General features: G+C 67.3%; 18 protein-coding genes. 7 read left to right on the top strand and 11 right to left on the bottom strand.

Annotated features, from left to right (window positions below; translation table 11 throughout):
* The first annotated feature begins 96 nt into the window (after window positions 1–96).
* Together ispH and hpnH are read left to right on the top strand one after the other, a co-directional pair.
* Window positions 97–1,038, top strand: coding sequence for a 4-hydroxy-3-methylbut-2-enyl diphosphate reductase (gene ispH / locus DIE04_RS04095; protein WP_044844980.1), 942 nt, complete (start codon window positions 97–99; stop codon window positions 1,036–1,038).
* 12 nt (window positions 1,039–1,050) lie between these two features.
* A complete protein-coding gene (gene hpnH, locus DIE04_RS04090; RefSeq protein WP_124520106.1) occupies window positions 1,051–2,211 on the top strand; it encodes an adenosyl-hopene transferase HpnH in 1,161 nt (386 codons plus the stop codon).
* Window positions 2,212–2,378: 167 nt separating this feature from the next.
* On the opposite strand, the gene DIE04_RS04085 is transcribed toward hpnH, so the two are convergent.
* From DIE04_RS04085 to DIE04_RS04065, 5 genes are all read right to left on the bottom strand, one after another.
* A complete protein-coding gene (locus DIE04_RS04085) occupies window positions 2,379–2,639 on the bottom strand; it encodes a hypothetical protein (protein WP_124486042.1) in 261 nt (86 codons plus the stop codon).
* A gap of 180 nt (window positions 2,640–2,819) precedes the next feature.
* On the bottom strand, window positions 2,820–3,299 hold the full coding sequence (locus DIE04_RS04080) for a hypothetical protein (RefSeq protein ID WP_124520107.1): 480 nt from the start codon (window positions 3,297–3,299) through the stop codon (window positions 2,820–2,822).
* Complete coding sequence (locus tag DIE04_RS04075; RefSeq protein ID WP_124486040.1) at window positions 3,296–3,508, bottom strand: hypothetical protein; 213 nt, start codon at window positions 3,506–3,508, stop codon at window positions 3,296–3,298. The genes DIE04_RS04080 and DIE04_RS04075 overlap by 4 nt, the downstream gene beginning before the upstream one ends.
* Window positions 3,509–3,522: 14 nt before the next feature.
* A complete protein-coding gene (locus tag DIE04_RS04070) occupies window positions 3,523–3,900 on the bottom strand; it encodes a hypothetical protein (protein ID WP_124486039.1) in 378 nt (125 codons plus the stop codon).
* Between the two features lie 176 nt (window positions 3,901–4,076).
* Window positions 4,077–4,364, bottom strand: a complete 288-nt coding sequence (locus tag DIE04_RS04065; RefSeq protein ID WP_124486038.1) for a hypothetical protein — start codon at window positions 4,362–4,364, stop codon at window positions 4,077–4,079.
* A gap of 30 nt (window positions 4,365–4,394) precedes the next feature.
* Between DIE04_RS04065 and DIE04_RS04060 the strand changes: the two genes are divergently transcribed.
* Window positions 4,395–4,748: a DOPA 4,5-dioxygenase family protein gene (locus tag DIE04_RS04060; RefSeq protein WP_044844975.1), complete on the top strand. Its 354-nt coding sequence runs from the start codon at window positions 4,395–4,397 to the stop codon at window positions 4,746–4,748.
* Between the two features lie 159 nt (window positions 4,749–4,907).
* On the top strand, window positions 4,908–5,339 hold the full coding sequence (locus DIE04_RS04055) for a nuclear transport factor 2 family protein (RefSeq protein WP_124486037.1): 432 nt from the start codon (window positions 4,908–4,910) through the stop codon (window positions 5,337–5,339).
* A 93-nt stretch (window positions 5,340–5,432) separates the two neighbouring features.
* Here DIE04_RS04055 and trhA read toward each other — a convergent pair whose 3' ends face one another.
* From trhA to DIE04_RS04025, 5 genes are all read right to left on the bottom strand, one after another.
* The gene (gene trhA, locus DIE04_RS04050) at window positions 5,433–6,053 is read right to left on the bottom strand and encodes a PAQR family membrane homeostasis protein TrhA (RefSeq protein WP_044844973.1); all 621 of its coding nucleotides are present in this window, start codon (window positions 6,051–6,053) and stop codon (window positions 5,433–5,435) included.
* A 228-nt stretch (window positions 6,054–6,281) separates the two neighbouring features.
* Entirely contained in the window at window positions 6,282–6,488 is a 207-nt protein-coding gene (locus DIE04_RS04045) for a YbdD/YjiX family protein (RefSeq protein WP_006766647.1), read from the bottom strand.
* A gap of 12 nt (window positions 6,489–6,500) precedes the next feature.
* Entirely contained in the window at window positions 6,501–8,579 is a 2,079-nt protein-coding gene (locus DIE04_RS04040; protein WP_124520108.1) for a carbon starvation CstA family protein, read from the bottom strand.
* A gap of 290 nt (window positions 8,580–8,869) precedes the next feature.
* On the bottom strand, window positions 8,870–9,298 hold the full coding sequence (locus tag DIE04_RS04035; RefSeq protein WP_124520109.1) for a PRC-barrel domain-containing protein: 429 nt from the start codon (window positions 9,296–9,298) through the stop codon (window positions 8,870–8,872).
* A 375-nt stretch (window positions 9,299–9,673) separates the two neighbouring features.
* Window positions 9,674–10,804, bottom strand: a complete 1,131-nt coding sequence (locus tag DIE04_RS04025; protein WP_014900794.1) for a 3-deoxy-7-phosphoheptulonate synthase — start codon at window positions 10,802–10,804, stop codon at window positions 9,674–9,676.
* A 425-nt stretch (window positions 10,805–11,229) separates the two neighbouring features.
* Between DIE04_RS04025 and DIE04_RS04020 the strand changes: the two genes are divergently transcribed.
* Entirely contained in the window at window positions 11,230–11,784 is a 555-nt protein-coding gene (locus DIE04_RS04020) for a hypothetical protein (protein WP_124520110.1), read from the top strand.
* 59 nt (window positions 11,785–11,843) lie between these two features.
* Here the strand turns inward: DIE04_RS04020 and DIE04_RS04015 are convergent, their stop codons facing one another.
* Window positions 11,844–12,554 (bottom strand): YceH family protein, encoded by a 711-nt coding sequence (locus DIE04_RS04015; protein WP_044844969.1) that lies wholly within the window; start codon window positions 12,552–12,554, stop codon window positions 11,844–11,846.
* Between the two features lie 416 nt (window positions 12,555–12,970).
* Between DIE04_RS04015 and DIE04_RS04010 the strand changes: the two genes are divergently transcribed.
* Window positions 12,971–13,735, top strand: a complete 765-nt coding sequence (locus tag DIE04_RS04010; protein ID WP_124520112.1) for an SDR family oxidoreductase — start codon at window positions 12,971–12,973, stop codon at window positions 13,733–13,735.
* 43 nt (window positions 13,736–13,778) lie between these two features.
* A complete protein-coding gene (gene hutC, locus DIE04_RS04005; protein WP_044844967.1) occupies window positions 13,779–14,516 on the top strand; it encodes a histidine utilization repressor in 738 nt (245 codons plus the stop codon).
* The last annotated feature ends 86 nt before the right edge of the window (window positions 14,517–14,602 follow it).

Below are 14,602 nucleotides of genomic sequence, written 5' to 3'. Positions count from 1 at the left end.
TGGCCGGTTCGTTCCTGCCTTCATAACATCAAGCCGGGGCGAGCGAGCGGTGCCAGCTCTTCGAACCCGGCGTCTGTCGTCGGAGTTCGCTCACTTATGCGAGTCATCCTTGCCCAGCCCCGCGGCTTTTGTGCGGGGGTTGTCCGCGCGATCGAGATCGTCGATCGCGCGCTGCAACAGCACGGCGCGCCGGTCTATGTGCGTCATGAGATCGTGCATAACCGGCACGTCGTCGAAAACCTGCGTAATAAAGGGGCTCGATTCGTCGAGGAGCTCGACGAGGTGCCGCACGGCGCCGTGGCGATCTTCAGCGCGCACGGGGTCGCCCAGACGGTCGAACGCGACGCGGAAACGCGCGGGCTCGACGTGCTGGACGCCACCTGCCCGCTCGTCACGAAAGTGCACGTGCAGGGCCGCCAGTACGTCGCGGCGGGCCGCCGGCTGATCCTGATCGGCCATGCGGGCCATCCGGAAGTCGAGGGCACGATCGGCCAGATCCCGGCCGAGGTGATCCTCGTGCAGAGCGAGGCCGAAGTCGATACGCTGACGCTGCCGGTCGACACGCCGGTCGCGTACGTCACGCAGACGACGCTGTCGGTCGACGACACGCGCGGCATCATCGAAGCGCTGCAGCGCCGGTTTACCGACATCGTCGGCCCGGACACGCGCGACATCTGCTACGCGACGCAAAACCGCCAGGCCGCCGTGCGCGAGCTGAGCGGCCAGGTCGACGTGCTGCTGGTCGTCGGTGCGACGAACAGCTCGAACTCGAACCGCCTGCGCGAGATCGGCACCGAAAGCGGTGTACCGAGCTATCTCGTCGCCGACGGCTCGGAAGTGAAGGCCGAATGGTTCGCGGGCGTGCAGACGGTCGGCCTGACCGCCGGCGCGTCGGCACCCGAGGAAATGGTCGAGGATGTAATCGGCGCGCTGCGCGCGCTGGGGCCCGTCGATGTCACGACGATGGCGGGCCGTGAGGAAAAAGTCGAATTCAAGTTGCCGGCGAAGCTTACGCAAGCTGTCGCCCGCGAAGTTTAAGGAGGACATCTCTTGTCTATTCCGCTGCTCCAGCAAGTCCGCGTCGGCGCATACATCATGCGCCAACACCTGTCCGGCAACAAACGCTATCCGCTCGCGCTGATGCTCGAGCCGCTGTTCCGCTGCAACCTCGCCTGCAACGGCTGCGGCAAGATCGATTATCCGGACCCGATCCTGAACCAGCGCCTGTCCGTCGAGGAATGCCTGGAAGCCGTCGACGAGTGCGGCGCGCCCATCGTGTCGATCGCCGGCGGCGAGCCGCTGCTCCACAAGGAGATGCCGGAGATCGTCAAGGGCATCATGAAGCGCAAGAAGTTCGTGTACCTGTGCACGAACGCGCTCCTGATGGAAAAGAAGATGGACGACTACGAGCCGAATCCGTACTTCGTCTGGTCGGTCCACCTCGACGGCGACAAGGAAATGCACGACCATTCCGTGTCGCAGGAAGGCGTATACGACAAGGCGGTCGCGGCCATCAAGGAAGCGAAGCGCCGCGGCTTCCGCGTGAACATCAACTGCACGCTGTTCAACGATGCGATCCCCGAGCGCGTCGCGAAGTTCTTCGATACGCTGGGGCCGATCGGCGTCGACGGCATCACCGTGTCGCCGGGCTATGCGTACGAGCGCGCGCCGGATCAGCAGCACTTCCTGAACCGCGACAAGACGAAGAACCTGTTCCGCGAAATCCTGAAGCGCGGCGAAGGCGGCAAGCGCTGGTCGTTCAGCCAGTCGTCGCTGTTCCTCGACTTCCTGGCCGGCAACCAGACGTACAAGTGCACGCCGTGGGGCAACCCGGCGCGTACCGTGTTCGGCTGGCAGAAGCCGTGCTATCTGGTCGGCGAAGGTTACGTGAAGACCTTCAAGGAACTGATGGAAGACACGAACTGGGACAACTACGGCGTCGGCAACTACGAGAAGTGCGCGGACTGCATGGTCCACTGCGGCTTCGAAGCCACCGCCGTGATGGACACGATCGCGCATCCGCTGAAGGCGTTCGCCGTGAGCCGGAAGGGCATCAAGACCGAAGGCGCGTTCGCGCCGGACATCTCGATCGCGAAGCAGCGTCCGGCCGAGTACGTGTTCTCGCGCCACGTCGAGATCAAGCTCGAGGAAATCCAGCGCGCCGGCAAGGGCAAGCTGCAGAAGCCGGCCAAGCCGGCAACGGCGGCTTAAGCGCGTGTCGCCATGCGGAGGTTCGCGCCTCCGCATCGGCCGGCATCGAAGAAGCGCCACGGAGTTCGCTCCGTGGCGCTTTTGTTTTGTCGGGCTTGGGTTGTGTCGGCGTTCGTGCGGGGAGCGGCGCGCATCCGCGCACACATGAGCAGGCGAACGCCGCTCGCCTAGTGTCTCGACTCCGCGGCCGCGATCAATTGCCATGCCGTCGGGCCGGGGTCGAGCAGCGGGTCGGACGGCGGATCGAGATCGTGCCGATGCTCGTCGTCGGACGGCAGCGTCTGCCGCTTCGCAATGCCGATCTCGTCGCCGCATACGGTGCATCGATAGATGCCCGCGATCGTCACTTCGCTGCCCGGCGGCAGGTTCTCGCTGAATGCGCGGCCGCTTCCGCACGTGAAGTAGCCGCCGATCCTGTATAGCGCCATCGCTCCTCCTGATCGAAACGGATGCGTTCACGCCGACACGTACGATCATCGCCCACGCGACGATGGATCGTCATCGACCGAACCCGTCCGGTTCCCGTCATGACATTAGACGGCGAGCGTCGGCGCCGGGGAATGGGACAGGTATGAAACATCGCGCGGCGCCGGTCGCGTCGACGATGCTCAATGCAGAACGGCCGGTTCCCGCATCTTCGCCGCGGCTTGCGCGACGAGGGCCGGCTGGTCGGCCGACGCGAACGCACTGACGTGACGCCACAGCTCGGCGAGCCGGTGCCGCGTGAGCGTCGCGACGCACGCATCGTTCGCGGCGAGGATGCGCTCGAGCACCGCGCATTCGTCGTCGTGCAGCGTCCATGCGCCGCTTTCCGCCGCGCGCGCGACGCTCGCATCGAGCATGCGCTCCGCATCGACGCACAGGTCGATGCTCGCGTCCGCCGATACCGCGTCGTCGAGCGCGAGGAACACCAGGTAGACGCTCGTGCGCAACCGCATCAGCAACGTTTCGCTGCCGTGCTCGCCACGCAGCGCGACGAGCGCCATGTGGCATTTCAGCGAGATGTCGCGCACATGCGCGGGCGGCAACGGCAGCAGCCATTCGCGCGTCAGCGGCGGATGGCGACGGCTTTTCCGGACGGCCTTCATGATCCGCTCTCGCTGGCGGCAACGTCGTCCGCGTCGAAGCGCGGCAACCCGGTGCGGCACGCGACTGCGCCGGGGCGCGCGGCGCGATGGCCGTTCGCGCGGCGCCGCGCGGCGTACGGATCGTCACGCCGCCGCGTCGCGCACGCGCGCGGCAGCCGGCGGATCGTCGACGCGCGCCACGCGTCGGCGAGTCGGTTCGCGCATGCCATGCTCGTCTCCCGCATCAGAACGTGTTCTCGCCTTTCAGGTAGTACGCGGTCTTCACGAAGAACGCCTTTACCGGATGGCCGCTCTGCGCGGCGCTGGCCGCACGCGCTTCCATCGCGGCCTTCTCGTCGCGCGAGCGGTCGGGCACCGGGTTCCGTACGCGTTCGAGCGCACGCTGCATCGCGAGCGGATAGTTCTGGTTGCCGGCCGTCGTCGCGCGATAGCCGGCGCGCGTCATCTGCATCAGTTGCGCGTCGGTTTCGGCACGCGCCGCGGACCAGGTCAACGGCGCGACGTTCGACTGCCGCTCGGTGTCGACGGACTGCGCGAAGCTCGCGGCGGGCAGCGCGGCAAGCGCGCCGGACAGCACTGCAAGGGAAACAACGGATCGCATCATGGCCTCCAGATGGTTGCGTCCGCATCGATCTTCGACGTCGATGCGGTGAAACCATCGTATGTCGCGCGGCCGCGCGCTTGAATAGCCGATTCCGCAATTGATATTTTCGGCACTGACGGCCGGCGCGTGACGCGCGCGACTCGCCAATGCCGCCCGAGTGGAATTTCTTTATTTCATTCAACGACCTGATCGCGTTTTTGCAGACGATTCGATGCAGTGCGCGAATCGCTTTTGCCATTTTCGAAATGACGTATTGCCGAAGCGATTTCGCTCGGAGCCCGCGCCGGCCGGGCTTGCGGCACGATGCCGCGCATGCCGGCCCGCGCGGGAAATACCTCAACGAACCCGCCGGTTTCTTTGACGCGCAACCATTCTTCACGCCGATTTATCGCTTCGCGACAAGACGTGTCCGACAAGGACGCGCGATAATTGCCCATCGCGCCGCAAGTGACGGCGCTCATGCCTTCCCTATTCCTCTCACGAGTCCCGTCATGGCTGATATCGATTCCACCGCGATCAACAGTTGGCACGCACACGTCTACTTCGACGCCGCCAGCCGCGACGCGGCCTGGGCGTTTCGCCTCGTCGTCGAAGAGCGGTTCGGCGCGATCATCGAGCTCGGCCGCTTTCACGAACGCCTCGTCGGCCCGCATCCGGCCTGGTCGTACCAGATCGCATTCGACGCCACGCGGTTCGACACCATCGTGCCGTGGCTCGTGCTGAATCACGGCGCGCTCGACATCTTCCTGCATCCGAATACCAACGACGAACTGCGCGACCATCGCGACAGCGCGGTGTGGATCGGCAAGTCGCATGAACTGAATCTCGGCGCGCTGGGGGGCTGACGCGAACGGCGGAACGCGGTTGCGGTTGCGGTTGCGGTTGCGGTTGCGGTTGCGGTTGCGCTCGGCGCACGCACCATCCACGTTTCGGCCTGCGGTGAAACGTCCGACAGCGTTGCATCAATACAGTGGTGCCGTTATCCACGCTTGCCGGAACGCACCATGACCCACGCCGACACCGATGCGCACCGCATCCATCGAGACTGGCACGCCGCCGTCGTCGCACGCGACCTCGATGCGCTGATGTCGCTGTACGCGGACGACGCGATCCTCGAAACGCCGCTGATCGTCGCCACGCTGCCCGATCACGGCTCGGGCGTGCTGCACGGCAAGCCCGCGATCGGCGCGTTCTTCGCGGCAGGGCTGCGCAATCCGGGCAACCGGCTCGGACGCTGGTACCGCACGGGCCTGTTCTTTTCGAACGGCAAGCAACTCACCTGGGAATATCCGCGCGAAACGCCGGACGGCGATCAGGTCGATCTCGTCGAGGTGATGGATCTGCGCGACGGGCTGATCGCGCATCATCGCGTCTACTGGGGGTGGGTCGGGTTCAACACGCTGCGCAACGTCGCGCCAGCGGCCGGTCGCACCTGACGCCGACGACCACGAAGAACGCACGGCGCGCCTGCTCCGGCTGACACGGCCGCAGCCGCATGCGGCTGCGCCTTCGTCTGCGTCCCGCGTCGCTCACGCCACATACATCGCGACACTGACGAACTGGCACAGGCTGCCGGCCAGCACGAAAAGGTGCCAGATACCGTGCCCGTGGCGGATGCGTTCGTCGTTGATGAAGAAGTAGATCCCGGCGCTGTAGATGACGCCGCCGGCCACGAGCCATGCGGTACCCACCGGCGGCAACGCATGGATCAGCGGGCGGATCGCGACGAGCGCGAGCCAGCCCATCAGCACGTACAGGATCATCGACACGATGCGCGTGCGCCGTCCGAGCGTGAGCTCCTGCACGATCCCGAACGCGGCGAGCCCCCAGCTCACGCCGAACAGCGACCAGCCCCACGGGCCGCGCAGCGTGACGAGCGTGAACGGCGTGTAGCTGCCCGCGATCAGCAGATAGATCGCCGAATGGTCACACTTCTGCAGGATCGCCTTGAGCCGCGGGTTGCGCACGCTGTGATACGCGGTCGAGATCCCGTACAACAGGATCAGCATCGCGCCGTACACGCTGAAGCTCACGATCTTGTAAGGATCGCGGTCGAGCGCACCCATCGTCACCAGCGCGACCAGCCCTGCCACCGACAATACCGCGCCGACGAGATGGGAAATGCTGTTGAAACGCTCACCGACATGCACGACGGGTTCTCCTGCGCGGATTCATCGGAAAAAAGTAGAGCCCTATGATACCGGCGGCCGGATCAAGCCGCGCTGAAGCGGGCCAACCGCCGCAACCACGACAGGCAGCAAACATGCCCGCCCCGGCCCGCCAAATAAAAAGCGCCGCGAATGCCTTCGCGGCGCTTCCTGGTCCGTCACCGGACTGCCCTTGGTGGTGCCCTTACCGGCCGGCTTTGCCGGCCCGCTTCAGCAACACTTCCCTGCCCCCGACCCGTACCGCGCATTCTGACGCTCGCGGAAGAATTCCTCATACGTCATCGGCTCGCGGTCCGGATGGGTGTCGCGCATGTGCGCGACGTAGGTGTCGTAGTCGGGCAGGCCGACCATCAGCCGCAACGCCTGCCCGAGGTAACGCCCCGCGCTGCGCAGGTCGCTGCCCAGATCGCTGAACATCGCGGCCTCCCTTTAACGTCCGCTGCCAAGCGCCTGCGCGGCCGGCATCGCTTCGTACGGCGTCTCGCGCACGGTCGGCTTCGACTCGCGGCGCGCGCGCAGCACGGCGAGCAGCCCGTACCCCGCGATCGCCACGACGACGAAGATGAACAGGCCGGCCAGCGCCGCATCGATGTAGTCGTTGAAGATGATCCGCTGCATCTGCGCGATCGACTTCGCCGGCGCGAGCACCTTGCCTTCGTCCACCGCGGCCTGCAGCTTCGCCGCGTGCGCGAGGAAGCTGACCTTCGGGTTCGCATCGAAGATCTTCTGCCAGCCGGCCGTCAGCGTGCAGATCAACAGCCATGCGGTCGGCACGATCGTCACCCACGCGTAGCGCTCGCGCTTCATCTTGAACAGCACGACGGTGCCGAGCACCAGCGCGATCGCGGCGAGCATCTGGTTCGAGATGCCGAACAGCGGCCACAGCGTGTTGATGCCGCCGAGCGGATCGACCACGCCCTGGTACAGGAAGTAGCCCCACGCGGCCACGCACAGCGCGGTGGCGACCAGGTTCGCGGGCAGCGACTCGGTGCGCTTGAGCGCCGGGTGGAACGTGCCGAGCAGGTCCTGCAGCATGAAGCGGCCCGCGCGCGTGCCGGCGTCGACCGCCGTCAGGATGAACAGCGCCTCGAACAGGATCGCGAAGTGATACCAGAACGCCATCATCGCTTCGCCGCCGATCACCTGGTGCAGGATGTGCGCCATGCCGACGGCCAGCGTCGGCGCGCCGCCCGCACGCGCGATGATCGTCGTTTCGCCGACGGCCTTCGCGGTCTGCGTCAGCATGTCGGGCGTCAGCACGAAGCCCCATTGCGTGACCGTGTTCGCGACGGCTTCCGGCGTGGAGCCGAGCACGGCGGCCGGCGCGTTCATCGCGAAGTAGATGCCCGGCTCGATCACGCACGCGGCGACCAGCGCCATGATCGCGACGAACGATTCCATCAGCATCGCGCCGTAACCGATGAAGCGTGCGTTGGTTTCGTTGTCGATCAGCTTCGGCGTCGTGCCCGACGAGATCAGCGCGTGGAAGCCCGACACCGCGCCGCACGCGATCGTGATGAACAGGAACGGGAACAGGTTGCCCGACCATACCGGGCCCGTGCCGTCGACGAACTTCGTCAACGCGGGCATCTTCAGTTCCGGCGCGACGACCAGGATGCCGATCGCAAGGCCGAGGATCGTGCCGATCTTCAGGAACGTCGACAGGTAGTCGCGCGGCGCGAGCAGCAGCCACACCGGCAGCACCGATGCGACGAAACCGTAGCCGATCAGGATCCACGTGAGCTGCGTGCCGCTGAACGTGAACCAGGCGGCGAGCGCCGGCGAATCGTGCACGGTCTGGCCGAACGCGATCGACGCCATCAGCAGCACGAAGCCGATGATCGACACTTCGCCGATGCGGCCCGGACGGATGTAGCGCGTGTAGACGCCCATGAACAGCGCGATCGGAATCGTCGCGGCGACGGTGAACGTGCCCCACGGCGAATTCGTCAGCGCCTTCACGACGATCAGCGCGAGCACCGCGAGGATGATCACCATGATCAGGAACGCGCCGAACAGCGCGATCACGCCGGGCACCGTGCCGAGCTCCATCTTGACGAGGTCGCCAAGCGAGCGGCCGTCGCGGCGCGTCGAGATGAACAGCACGATGAAGTCCTGCACCGCGCCGGCGAACACGACGCCGGCCAGGATCCACAGCATGCCGGGCGTGTAGCCCATCTGCGCGGCGAGCACGGGGCCGACGAGCGGCCCGGCGCCGGCGATCGCGGCGAAGTGATGGCCGAACAGCACGTACTTGTTGGTCGGTACGTAGTCGAGGCCGTCGTTGTGCCGGACGGCCGGCGTCATCCGCAGCCCGTCGAGCTGCATGACCTTGCTGGCGATGAAACGGCTGTAGAAGCGATATGCGATCAGATATACGCAGACTGCGGCGATCACGATCCACAGCGCGCTGACGCGTTCGCCGTGCGCGAGTGCGATCGTCCCGAACGCGAATGCGCCGAGCAGCGCGACGGCGATCCATAGCAGGGTACTGGAAGCCCGATTCATGGCGTCTCCTGGTCTCCAATGTGGTTTTGAGTGGATCCGGCCAGGCGCCGAACCCGCGTGACGTCGATGCGTCGTGCCGCGTCTCGTGGATGCCGCGGCGATGGGCCGTAGTATTCCGCGCGACAGGGGCAGCTTACAAGCGCACAACTACGTATGCGGGGCTACGTAGAATTACGTAGACCGAGCGCGGGCGCGCACTGCGCCCGTAATGGATCGGCGCGCGACGCGACGTGGCGCGGCCCGGCGCGCGGCCGGCCGGGCATGGCAGGTCGCGCGCCGGGCCGCGTGGATCAGTGCTTGTCGTCGGCCTTCTTCGGCTTCGGCGGCGACGGCACCTTCGCGTACTGGAATGCCGGCGTGGCCTTCAGCGCGTCCTTCGTCGCGCCCGGCAGGTAGATGTTGCCGTTGCGCACGTCGAGCGACGCGATCGGCACCGCGACGTCATGCGCGGCCACGCCGAGGAAGCCGCCCGCCGACACGATCGCCGCCGACACCGAGCCGTCCGGCGCGACGATCAGGTCGCGCACCGTGCCGACTTTCTGGTTCGCGTCGTTGTACACGGCCTTGCCGAGCACGCTCTTCTTCACGCTCCAGCCTTCGAGCAGCGCCTGCGATTGCTCGACGGTCACGCTGAGCGGCTGCGCGCCGGCGATCTGCGCGTGCGCGCTGACGCTCGATGCGAGGACGGTTGCCGCGATGAGGGTCTTGTAGAACTTCATGTATTGCACTCCGGTTCGGTTGTTGTTGATTCCGGGAGCGAAGCGACGCGGGCGCAACGGCTGATCGGTGAGCGCCCCGCGCTTCGTCGGTCGCGTGGCGGCCAGCCGCGCCGCCACTGCGTGTGTGCATGACGGACCGGCGTGGCCGGACCGCAGCGTGCAACACGGCTTCATGGTAGCGGCATTCGCCGGATCGTGCGTTCGGAGTGCGACGTGACAGGCGGGGCGACACGGATGAAGATCAATGTCCGTGCGGACAGGATGTGCGCGCCGCGGCATGTCGATCGGGAGAACGTCGGAGACGGGCATCCGGTCGTCACCGGCGCACGGACCGTGCGGCGGACGTCCCCGGCCCCGCCACGCAGTCACACCGCCTCACGCGTTGCGCGAATACACCCTGCGATGCCGCACCGCCTCCGCCAGCACGTCGAGCACCGGCTCCGTCTGCGTCCAGCTCAGGCACGCATCGGTGATCGACACGCCGTACTGCAGCGGCACGCCCGGCTTCAGATCCTGGCGCCCGGCCTCGAGATGGCTCTCGACCATCACGCCGACGATCCGGTGCTCGCCCTGCGACAGCTGCCGCGCGAGATCCTGCGCGACCTCGATCTGCCGCTCGTGCGACTTGTTGGAATTCGCATGCGAGCAATCGACCATCACCTGCTCGCGCAACCCGCTCTTGCGCAGCACCGCGCAGCTCGCCTCGACGTGTTCGGCGTCGTAGTTCGGCCCGTTCTTGCCGCCGCGCAGGATCACGTGCGCGTCGTCGTTGCCGCGCGTCTCGAAGATCGCGGCCATGCCCATCTTCGTCATCCCCATGAACGCATGGCTCGCGCGCGCGGCGACGATCGCGTCGGATGCGACCTGCACGCCGCCGTCGGTGCCGTTCTTGAAACCGATCGGACAGCTCAGCCCCGATGCCAGCTGACGATGGCTCTGGCTCTCGGTCGTGCGCGCCCCGATCGCGCCCCACGCGATCAGGTCCGCGATGTACTGCGGGCTCAGCAGGTCGAGGAATTCGGTCGACGCAGGCAGGCCGAGCGCGTTGATGTCGAGCAGCAGTTGCCGCGCCGCGCGCAGCCCTTCGTTGATGCGGAAGCTGCCGTCGAGGCGCGGATCGTTGATGTAGCCCTTCCAGCCGACCGTCGTGCGCGGCTTCTCGAAGTACACGCGCATCGTGATCAGCAGGTCGTCCTTCAGCGCATCGGCGGCGGCCTTCAGGCGGCGGGCGTACTCGAGCGCCTGGTCGTGATCGTGGATCGAGCACGGGCCGACGACGAGCAGCAGCCGGTCGTCGCGGCCGTGCAGGATGTCGCCGATCGCGCGGCGCGTGTCCTCGACGAGCGTCTGCGTGGCGGCCGGCACCGGCAGTTCGTCCTGCAGCAGCGCCGGCGAGATCAGCGGACGCACGGCGCCGATGCGGACGTCGTCGATACGCGTGGTGTCCTGCGTCGCGTCGGCACTGCCTACCTCGCGATCATGGGAAGGATTGTCGAGGTTCTGCATGGTGATTCTCCGGGGGACGTCTGGAATGAGGTGCAGGCTCGATTATGGCACTCGCGCAAGGCGGCAGCGAGGCGCGGCGGGGGCATGCGATCTGCGTCAAGAGGCCGGGCGAAAGAACGGCGATCCGCAACGGATCGCCCGGGCATTCGGCGCGTTGCGCCGATGCCGCGCGTTTCGGGCGCGCGCCTGCCGACGTTTCCGGGCCTGTCGACAGGGCTTCATGGAACGGGCTTCATGCAAGCGCCGCCGGTCGCCAGCCGCAACGCGACCCGGGGCGCCGGCCGTTCGGCCGAGTGGTCGCGTGTGGCCGACGTACCGTACGATCATCGCTGTCCGCTGCCGATGACGCCTCGCCTTCTGCGCAGGCGGCACGACGCACCACCTGTCTGTGATTGATCGTACGCAACATGACCCGACACGCCACGATGACCGTATCCGAACTGCTCAGCGCCATCCGCCAGCCCTACGCCGACCTGCTCGCACAAGCGGCAGCGCAACCGGCGGCCGTCGTCGAACCGGCCTACCGGAAAGCCGACGGCACGCTGGCCACCGAAGGCCCGCTCGCACTGCCGTGCCGCGCCGACATCGTTCACACCGAAGGCGAATCGGCCGGCCAGCCGGCAATGGTCGACTCGACCACGCAACTGGACTTCGAACCGTTCGCGTTCGAACTCGAAACGGCGGCGGTGTCGATCCGGCCGTTCGTGTGGGACTGGGCGACGATCGAAGCCGACGGCATCGGCGAGGCCGCGGCCACCGACGCGTTCAGGACATGGTTCTTCGCGTGGTTCGACGCCGACGACGTAGGCGAGCCGGCCGAGGACGGCCTGCACGGCATCGTTCACTATCTGTCGGAACCGGCGGGCACGGAGCAAGGATGGCGCGTCAATGCGGACCTGGGCTCGGCGCCGGGCGCGGCCGTCGAGGATCTGCTGTTCCGGCTCGTCGACGCAGGTGCCACGCGAATCAGCATCGGCTGAATCGCTTCTCCATCCACGACTCAAATGCGCGCCGGTGTCGAGTTGGCTCGGGCGGGCAATCAGCCGGCGTCGCCCGGGGTATCGACGTCGATCCCGAGTTCGGTCGCCATCCGCTGCACGAGTGCGTTCAGCCGCGCCACTTCATCCGCAAGCCGCTTCTGCTCGGCCTTGAGCGCCTCGAACTCCGACGGCGGAACGGAATCCGCGCCGCCGCCCGCGTCCGCACCGGCGTAGTCGGCGACGTTCACCTCGCCGCACATCAGGTGCATCCAGCGGTTCTCGCGCGCACCGGGCGCGCGCGGCAGCCGGACGACGAGCGGCTGCGCACGCGCCGCGAGTTCGTCGAGGAACGCCTCGACCGACGAGATGTCCGCGAAGCCGTGCAGGCGTGCGCTGTTCAGGCGCAGTTCGGCGGCCGTCTGCGGGCCGCGCAGCAGCAGGATCGTCAGCAGCGCGATCGCCTGGCTCGGAATCCCGAGCACGCGGTTCACATTGTGCTCGAAACGCGGCACGCGGCTGCTGCTGCCCTCCATCACGAGGCTCAGGTGCTTGAGCCCGTCGAGCGCGGTCGTGACTTCGTCCTCGCTGACGTTCATCACCGGCGAGCGCGCGGTTTTCTGGTTGCAGCCCGCGGTCAGCGCATTCAGCGACAACGGATAGGTGTCCGGCACCGTGTGCTGCTTCTCGACGAGCACCCCGAGAATGCGGGCCTCGAGGGGCGTGAGTTCGCGCAGGGCGCGTGGCGTGGGCATGTCCGGCGTGGTGTTCATGGATGGCGTCGCAGCGTGCAGCGGGTGAAGGGAAACGGTCGCGGCCCGTCCGGCGTCGCGAACGGGCGAGCCATATGATAGCTCGCGACGTGAGGCCCGGCGCCACTCGCCGCCGCGGCGCGCGCACTTGCCGCGGCCGGTTTTCGTCCAACGGTTCGGCCGTGCGGCGGCGCACGGCGACGCCTGCGTTCGGCCGCACGAACGCATGCTCCGCGCTCACGCGCGGCGTCGTCCCGCGTTTGCGCGTCGCGCAGGCCGGCGCTACGATATGCGTACACCCGGACGCGCGGCGCTCGGCCGGATTCGTCCGCCAGGTCAATACCGCGCATCGCCCGTCCCGCACGCCGTGCCGCCCCGCCTGCGCGCCGCGCCTGTCAACACGCTTCAACCGTTCACTCGTTCACTCGTTCACCGCCATGATCGCCTCCTCTCTCGCGCCGCACGTGCGCGCCATCGTCACCGGACACACGCGCGGCCTCGGCGCGGCGCTTGCCGAACAATTGCTGCAGGAAGGCATCGCCGTGCTCGGCGTATCGCGCAGCGGTCATCCGTCGCTCGCCGCGCAGGCCGGCGACCGTTTCGCCGAAATCGAACTCGACCTGTCGGACACGTCGGCCGTCGCAACCTGGCTCGCCGGCGACACGCTGCGCCGCTTCGTCGACGGCGCGTCGATCGTGCTGCTCTTCAACAACGCGGGCATCGTCGATCCGATCGGGCCGCTCGACGCACAGGATCCGGCGCTCGTCGCGCGCGCGGTCGGCCTGAACGTCGCGGCGCCGCTGATGCTGTCGGCCGCGCTCGTGCAGGCGGCAGCGGCGCCGACCGAATGCCGGATCCTGCACGTGTCGAGCGGCGCCGCGCGCAACGCGTACGCGGGCTGGAGCGTCTACTGCGCGACCAAGGCCGCGCTCGATCATCACGCGCGCGCCGTCGCGCTCGATGCGAACCGCGCGCTGCGAATCTGCAGCGTCGCGCCGGGCGTCGTCGATACGGGCATGCAGGCGACGATCCGCTCGACCAGCGAAGCGAACTTCCCGATGCGCGAGAAATTCGACGAACTGAAGTCGAGCGGCGCGCTATCGACACCCGAGGCTGCCGCGCGGCAGCTGATCGGCTATGCGCTGAGCGATGCGTTCGGATCCGTGCCGACGGCCGACGTTCGCGAACTGCCCGCGCCCTGATCCGGGATAGAATTTCGCGATTGCCCTTCCCCAAGGATCCCCGATGGTCACGAAGACCACCGCACCGTTCCAGCAGATCAAGACACTCGTTCGCCAGAACGTCGATGCGGGCGACTGGCGCCCGGGGGACCGCATTCCGTCCGAACTCGATCTCGCCGCGCAATTCGGCGTCGCGCGCATGACGGTCAACCGCGCGCTGCGCGAGCTGACCGAGGAAGGCGTGCTGAAGCGCATCGCGGGCGTCGGCACCTTCGTCGCCGAGGTGAAGCCGCAGTCGAACCTGCTGATGATCGCGCACATCCGCGACGAGATCCGCGCGCGCGGCCACGAGTACCGCTGCCGCGTGCTCAGCCAGTCGCGCGAGCCCGCGTCGTTCGACGTCGCGGCCGCGTTCGGGCTGGCGGTCAACACGCCGGTGTTTCACGTGGTGTGCGTGCACGAGGAAAACGGCCGCCCGATCCAGCTCGAGGATCGCTACGTGAACCCGGCCGCCGCGCCCGAATTCATCGATCAGGATTTCCAGGCCGAGCCACCGTCCGAATACCTGTTCAACAACGTGTCGCACTACGAACTGGAGATCGAGCACGTGGTCGACGCGTCGCTGCCGTCCGGTGAACAGGCGCGGCTGCTCGACATGCGCGCCGACGAGCCGTGCCTCACGCTCACGCGCCGCACCTGGACGAACGGGCTGCCCGTCACGTTCGTGCACTTCCTGCATCCGGGCAACCGCTACCGGCTCGGCTCGCGCTTCAAGCCGGGCGCCGGACGTCACCAGACCTGAACCTTCCTCAGCGCGGGTAAGAGACCACGCGCGGCGCGCGCATGGCGTCGCTGAAGGTCGCTTGCCGTCGCTTGCCGTCGCTTGCC

The organism is Burkholderia sp. Bp8994, assembly GCF_003853805.1.
Classification (GTDB): Bacteria; Pseudomonadota; Gammaproteobacteria; order Burkholderiales; family Burkholderiaceae; genus Burkholderia.
Note: the sequence above shows the minus strand (reverse complement) of the source record. Positions and strands in the feature narration are given on the sequence as shown.

What these genes read in the sequence shown, in the direction of transcription:
- DIE04_RS04025 (WP_014900794.1), bottom strand. Translation starts at nt 10,804, where the DNA reads ATGCAGAACCTCGACAATCCTTCCCATGATCGCGAGGTAGGCAGTGCC.
- DIE04_RS04085 (WP_124486042.1), bottom strand. Translation starts at nt 2,639, where the DNA reads ATGGCGCTATACAGGATCGGCGGCTACTTCACGTGCGGAAGCGGCCGC.
- DIE04_RS04015 (WP_044844969.1), bottom strand. Translation starts at nt 12,554, where the DNA reads ATGAACACCACGCCGGACATGCCCACGCCACGCGCCCTGCGCGAACTC.
- DIE04_RS04010 (WP_124520112.1), top strand. Translation starts at nt 12,971, where the DNA reads ATGATCGCCTCCTCTCTCGCGCCGCACGTGCGCGCCATCGTCACCGGA.
- DIE04_RS04080 (WP_124520107.1), bottom strand. Translation starts at nt 3,299, where the DNA reads ATGAAGGCCGTCCGGAAAAGCCGTCGCCATCCGCCGCTGACGCGCGAA.
- DIE04_RS04040 (WP_124520108.1), bottom strand. Translation starts at nt 8,579, where the DNA reads ATGAATCGGGCTTCCAGTACCCTGCTATGGATCGCCGTCGCGCTGCTC.
- DIE04_RS04075 (WP_124486040.1), bottom strand. Translation starts at nt 3,508, where the DNA reads ATGGCATGCGCGAACCGACTCGCCGACGCGTGGCGCGCGTCGACGATC.
- DIE04_RS04045 (WP_006766647.1), bottom strand. Translation starts at nt 6,488, where the DNA reads ATGTTCAGCGATCTGGGCAGCGACCTGCGCAGCGCGGGGCGTTACCTC.
- DIE04_RS04020 (WP_124520110.1), top strand. Translation starts at nt 11,230, where the DNA reads ATGACCGTATCCGAACTGCTCAGCGCCATCCGCCAGCCCTACGCCGAC.
- DIE04_RS04035 (WP_124520109.1), bottom strand. Translation starts at nt 9,298, where the DNA reads ATGAAGTTCTACAAGACCCTCATCGCGGCAACCGTCCTCGCATCGAGC.
- DIE04_RS04070 (WP_124486039.1), bottom strand. Translation starts at nt 3,900, where the DNA reads ATGCGATCCGTTGTTTCCCTTGCAGTGCTGTCCGGCGCGCTTGCCGCG.
- hutC (WP_044844967.1), top strand. Translation starts at nt 13,779, where the DNA reads ATGGTCACGAAGACCACCGCACCGTTCCAGCAGATCAAGACACTCGTT.
- ispH (WP_044844980.1), top strand. Translation starts at nt 97, where the DNA reads ATGCGAGTCATCCTTGCCCAGCCCCGCGGCTTTTGTGCGGGGGTTGTC.
- DIE04_RS04065 (WP_124486038.1), bottom strand. Translation starts at nt 4,364, where the DNA reads ATGAGCGCCGTCACTTGCGGCGCGATGGGCAATTATCGCGCGTCCTTG.
- DIE04_RS04060 (WP_044844975.1), top strand. Translation starts at nt 4,395, where the DNA reads ATGGCTGATATCGATTCCACCGCGATCAACAGTTGGCACGCACACGTC.
- DIE04_RS04055 (WP_124486037.1), top strand. Translation starts at nt 4,908, where the DNA reads ATGACCCACGCCGACACCGATGCGCACCGCATCCATCGAGACTGGCAC.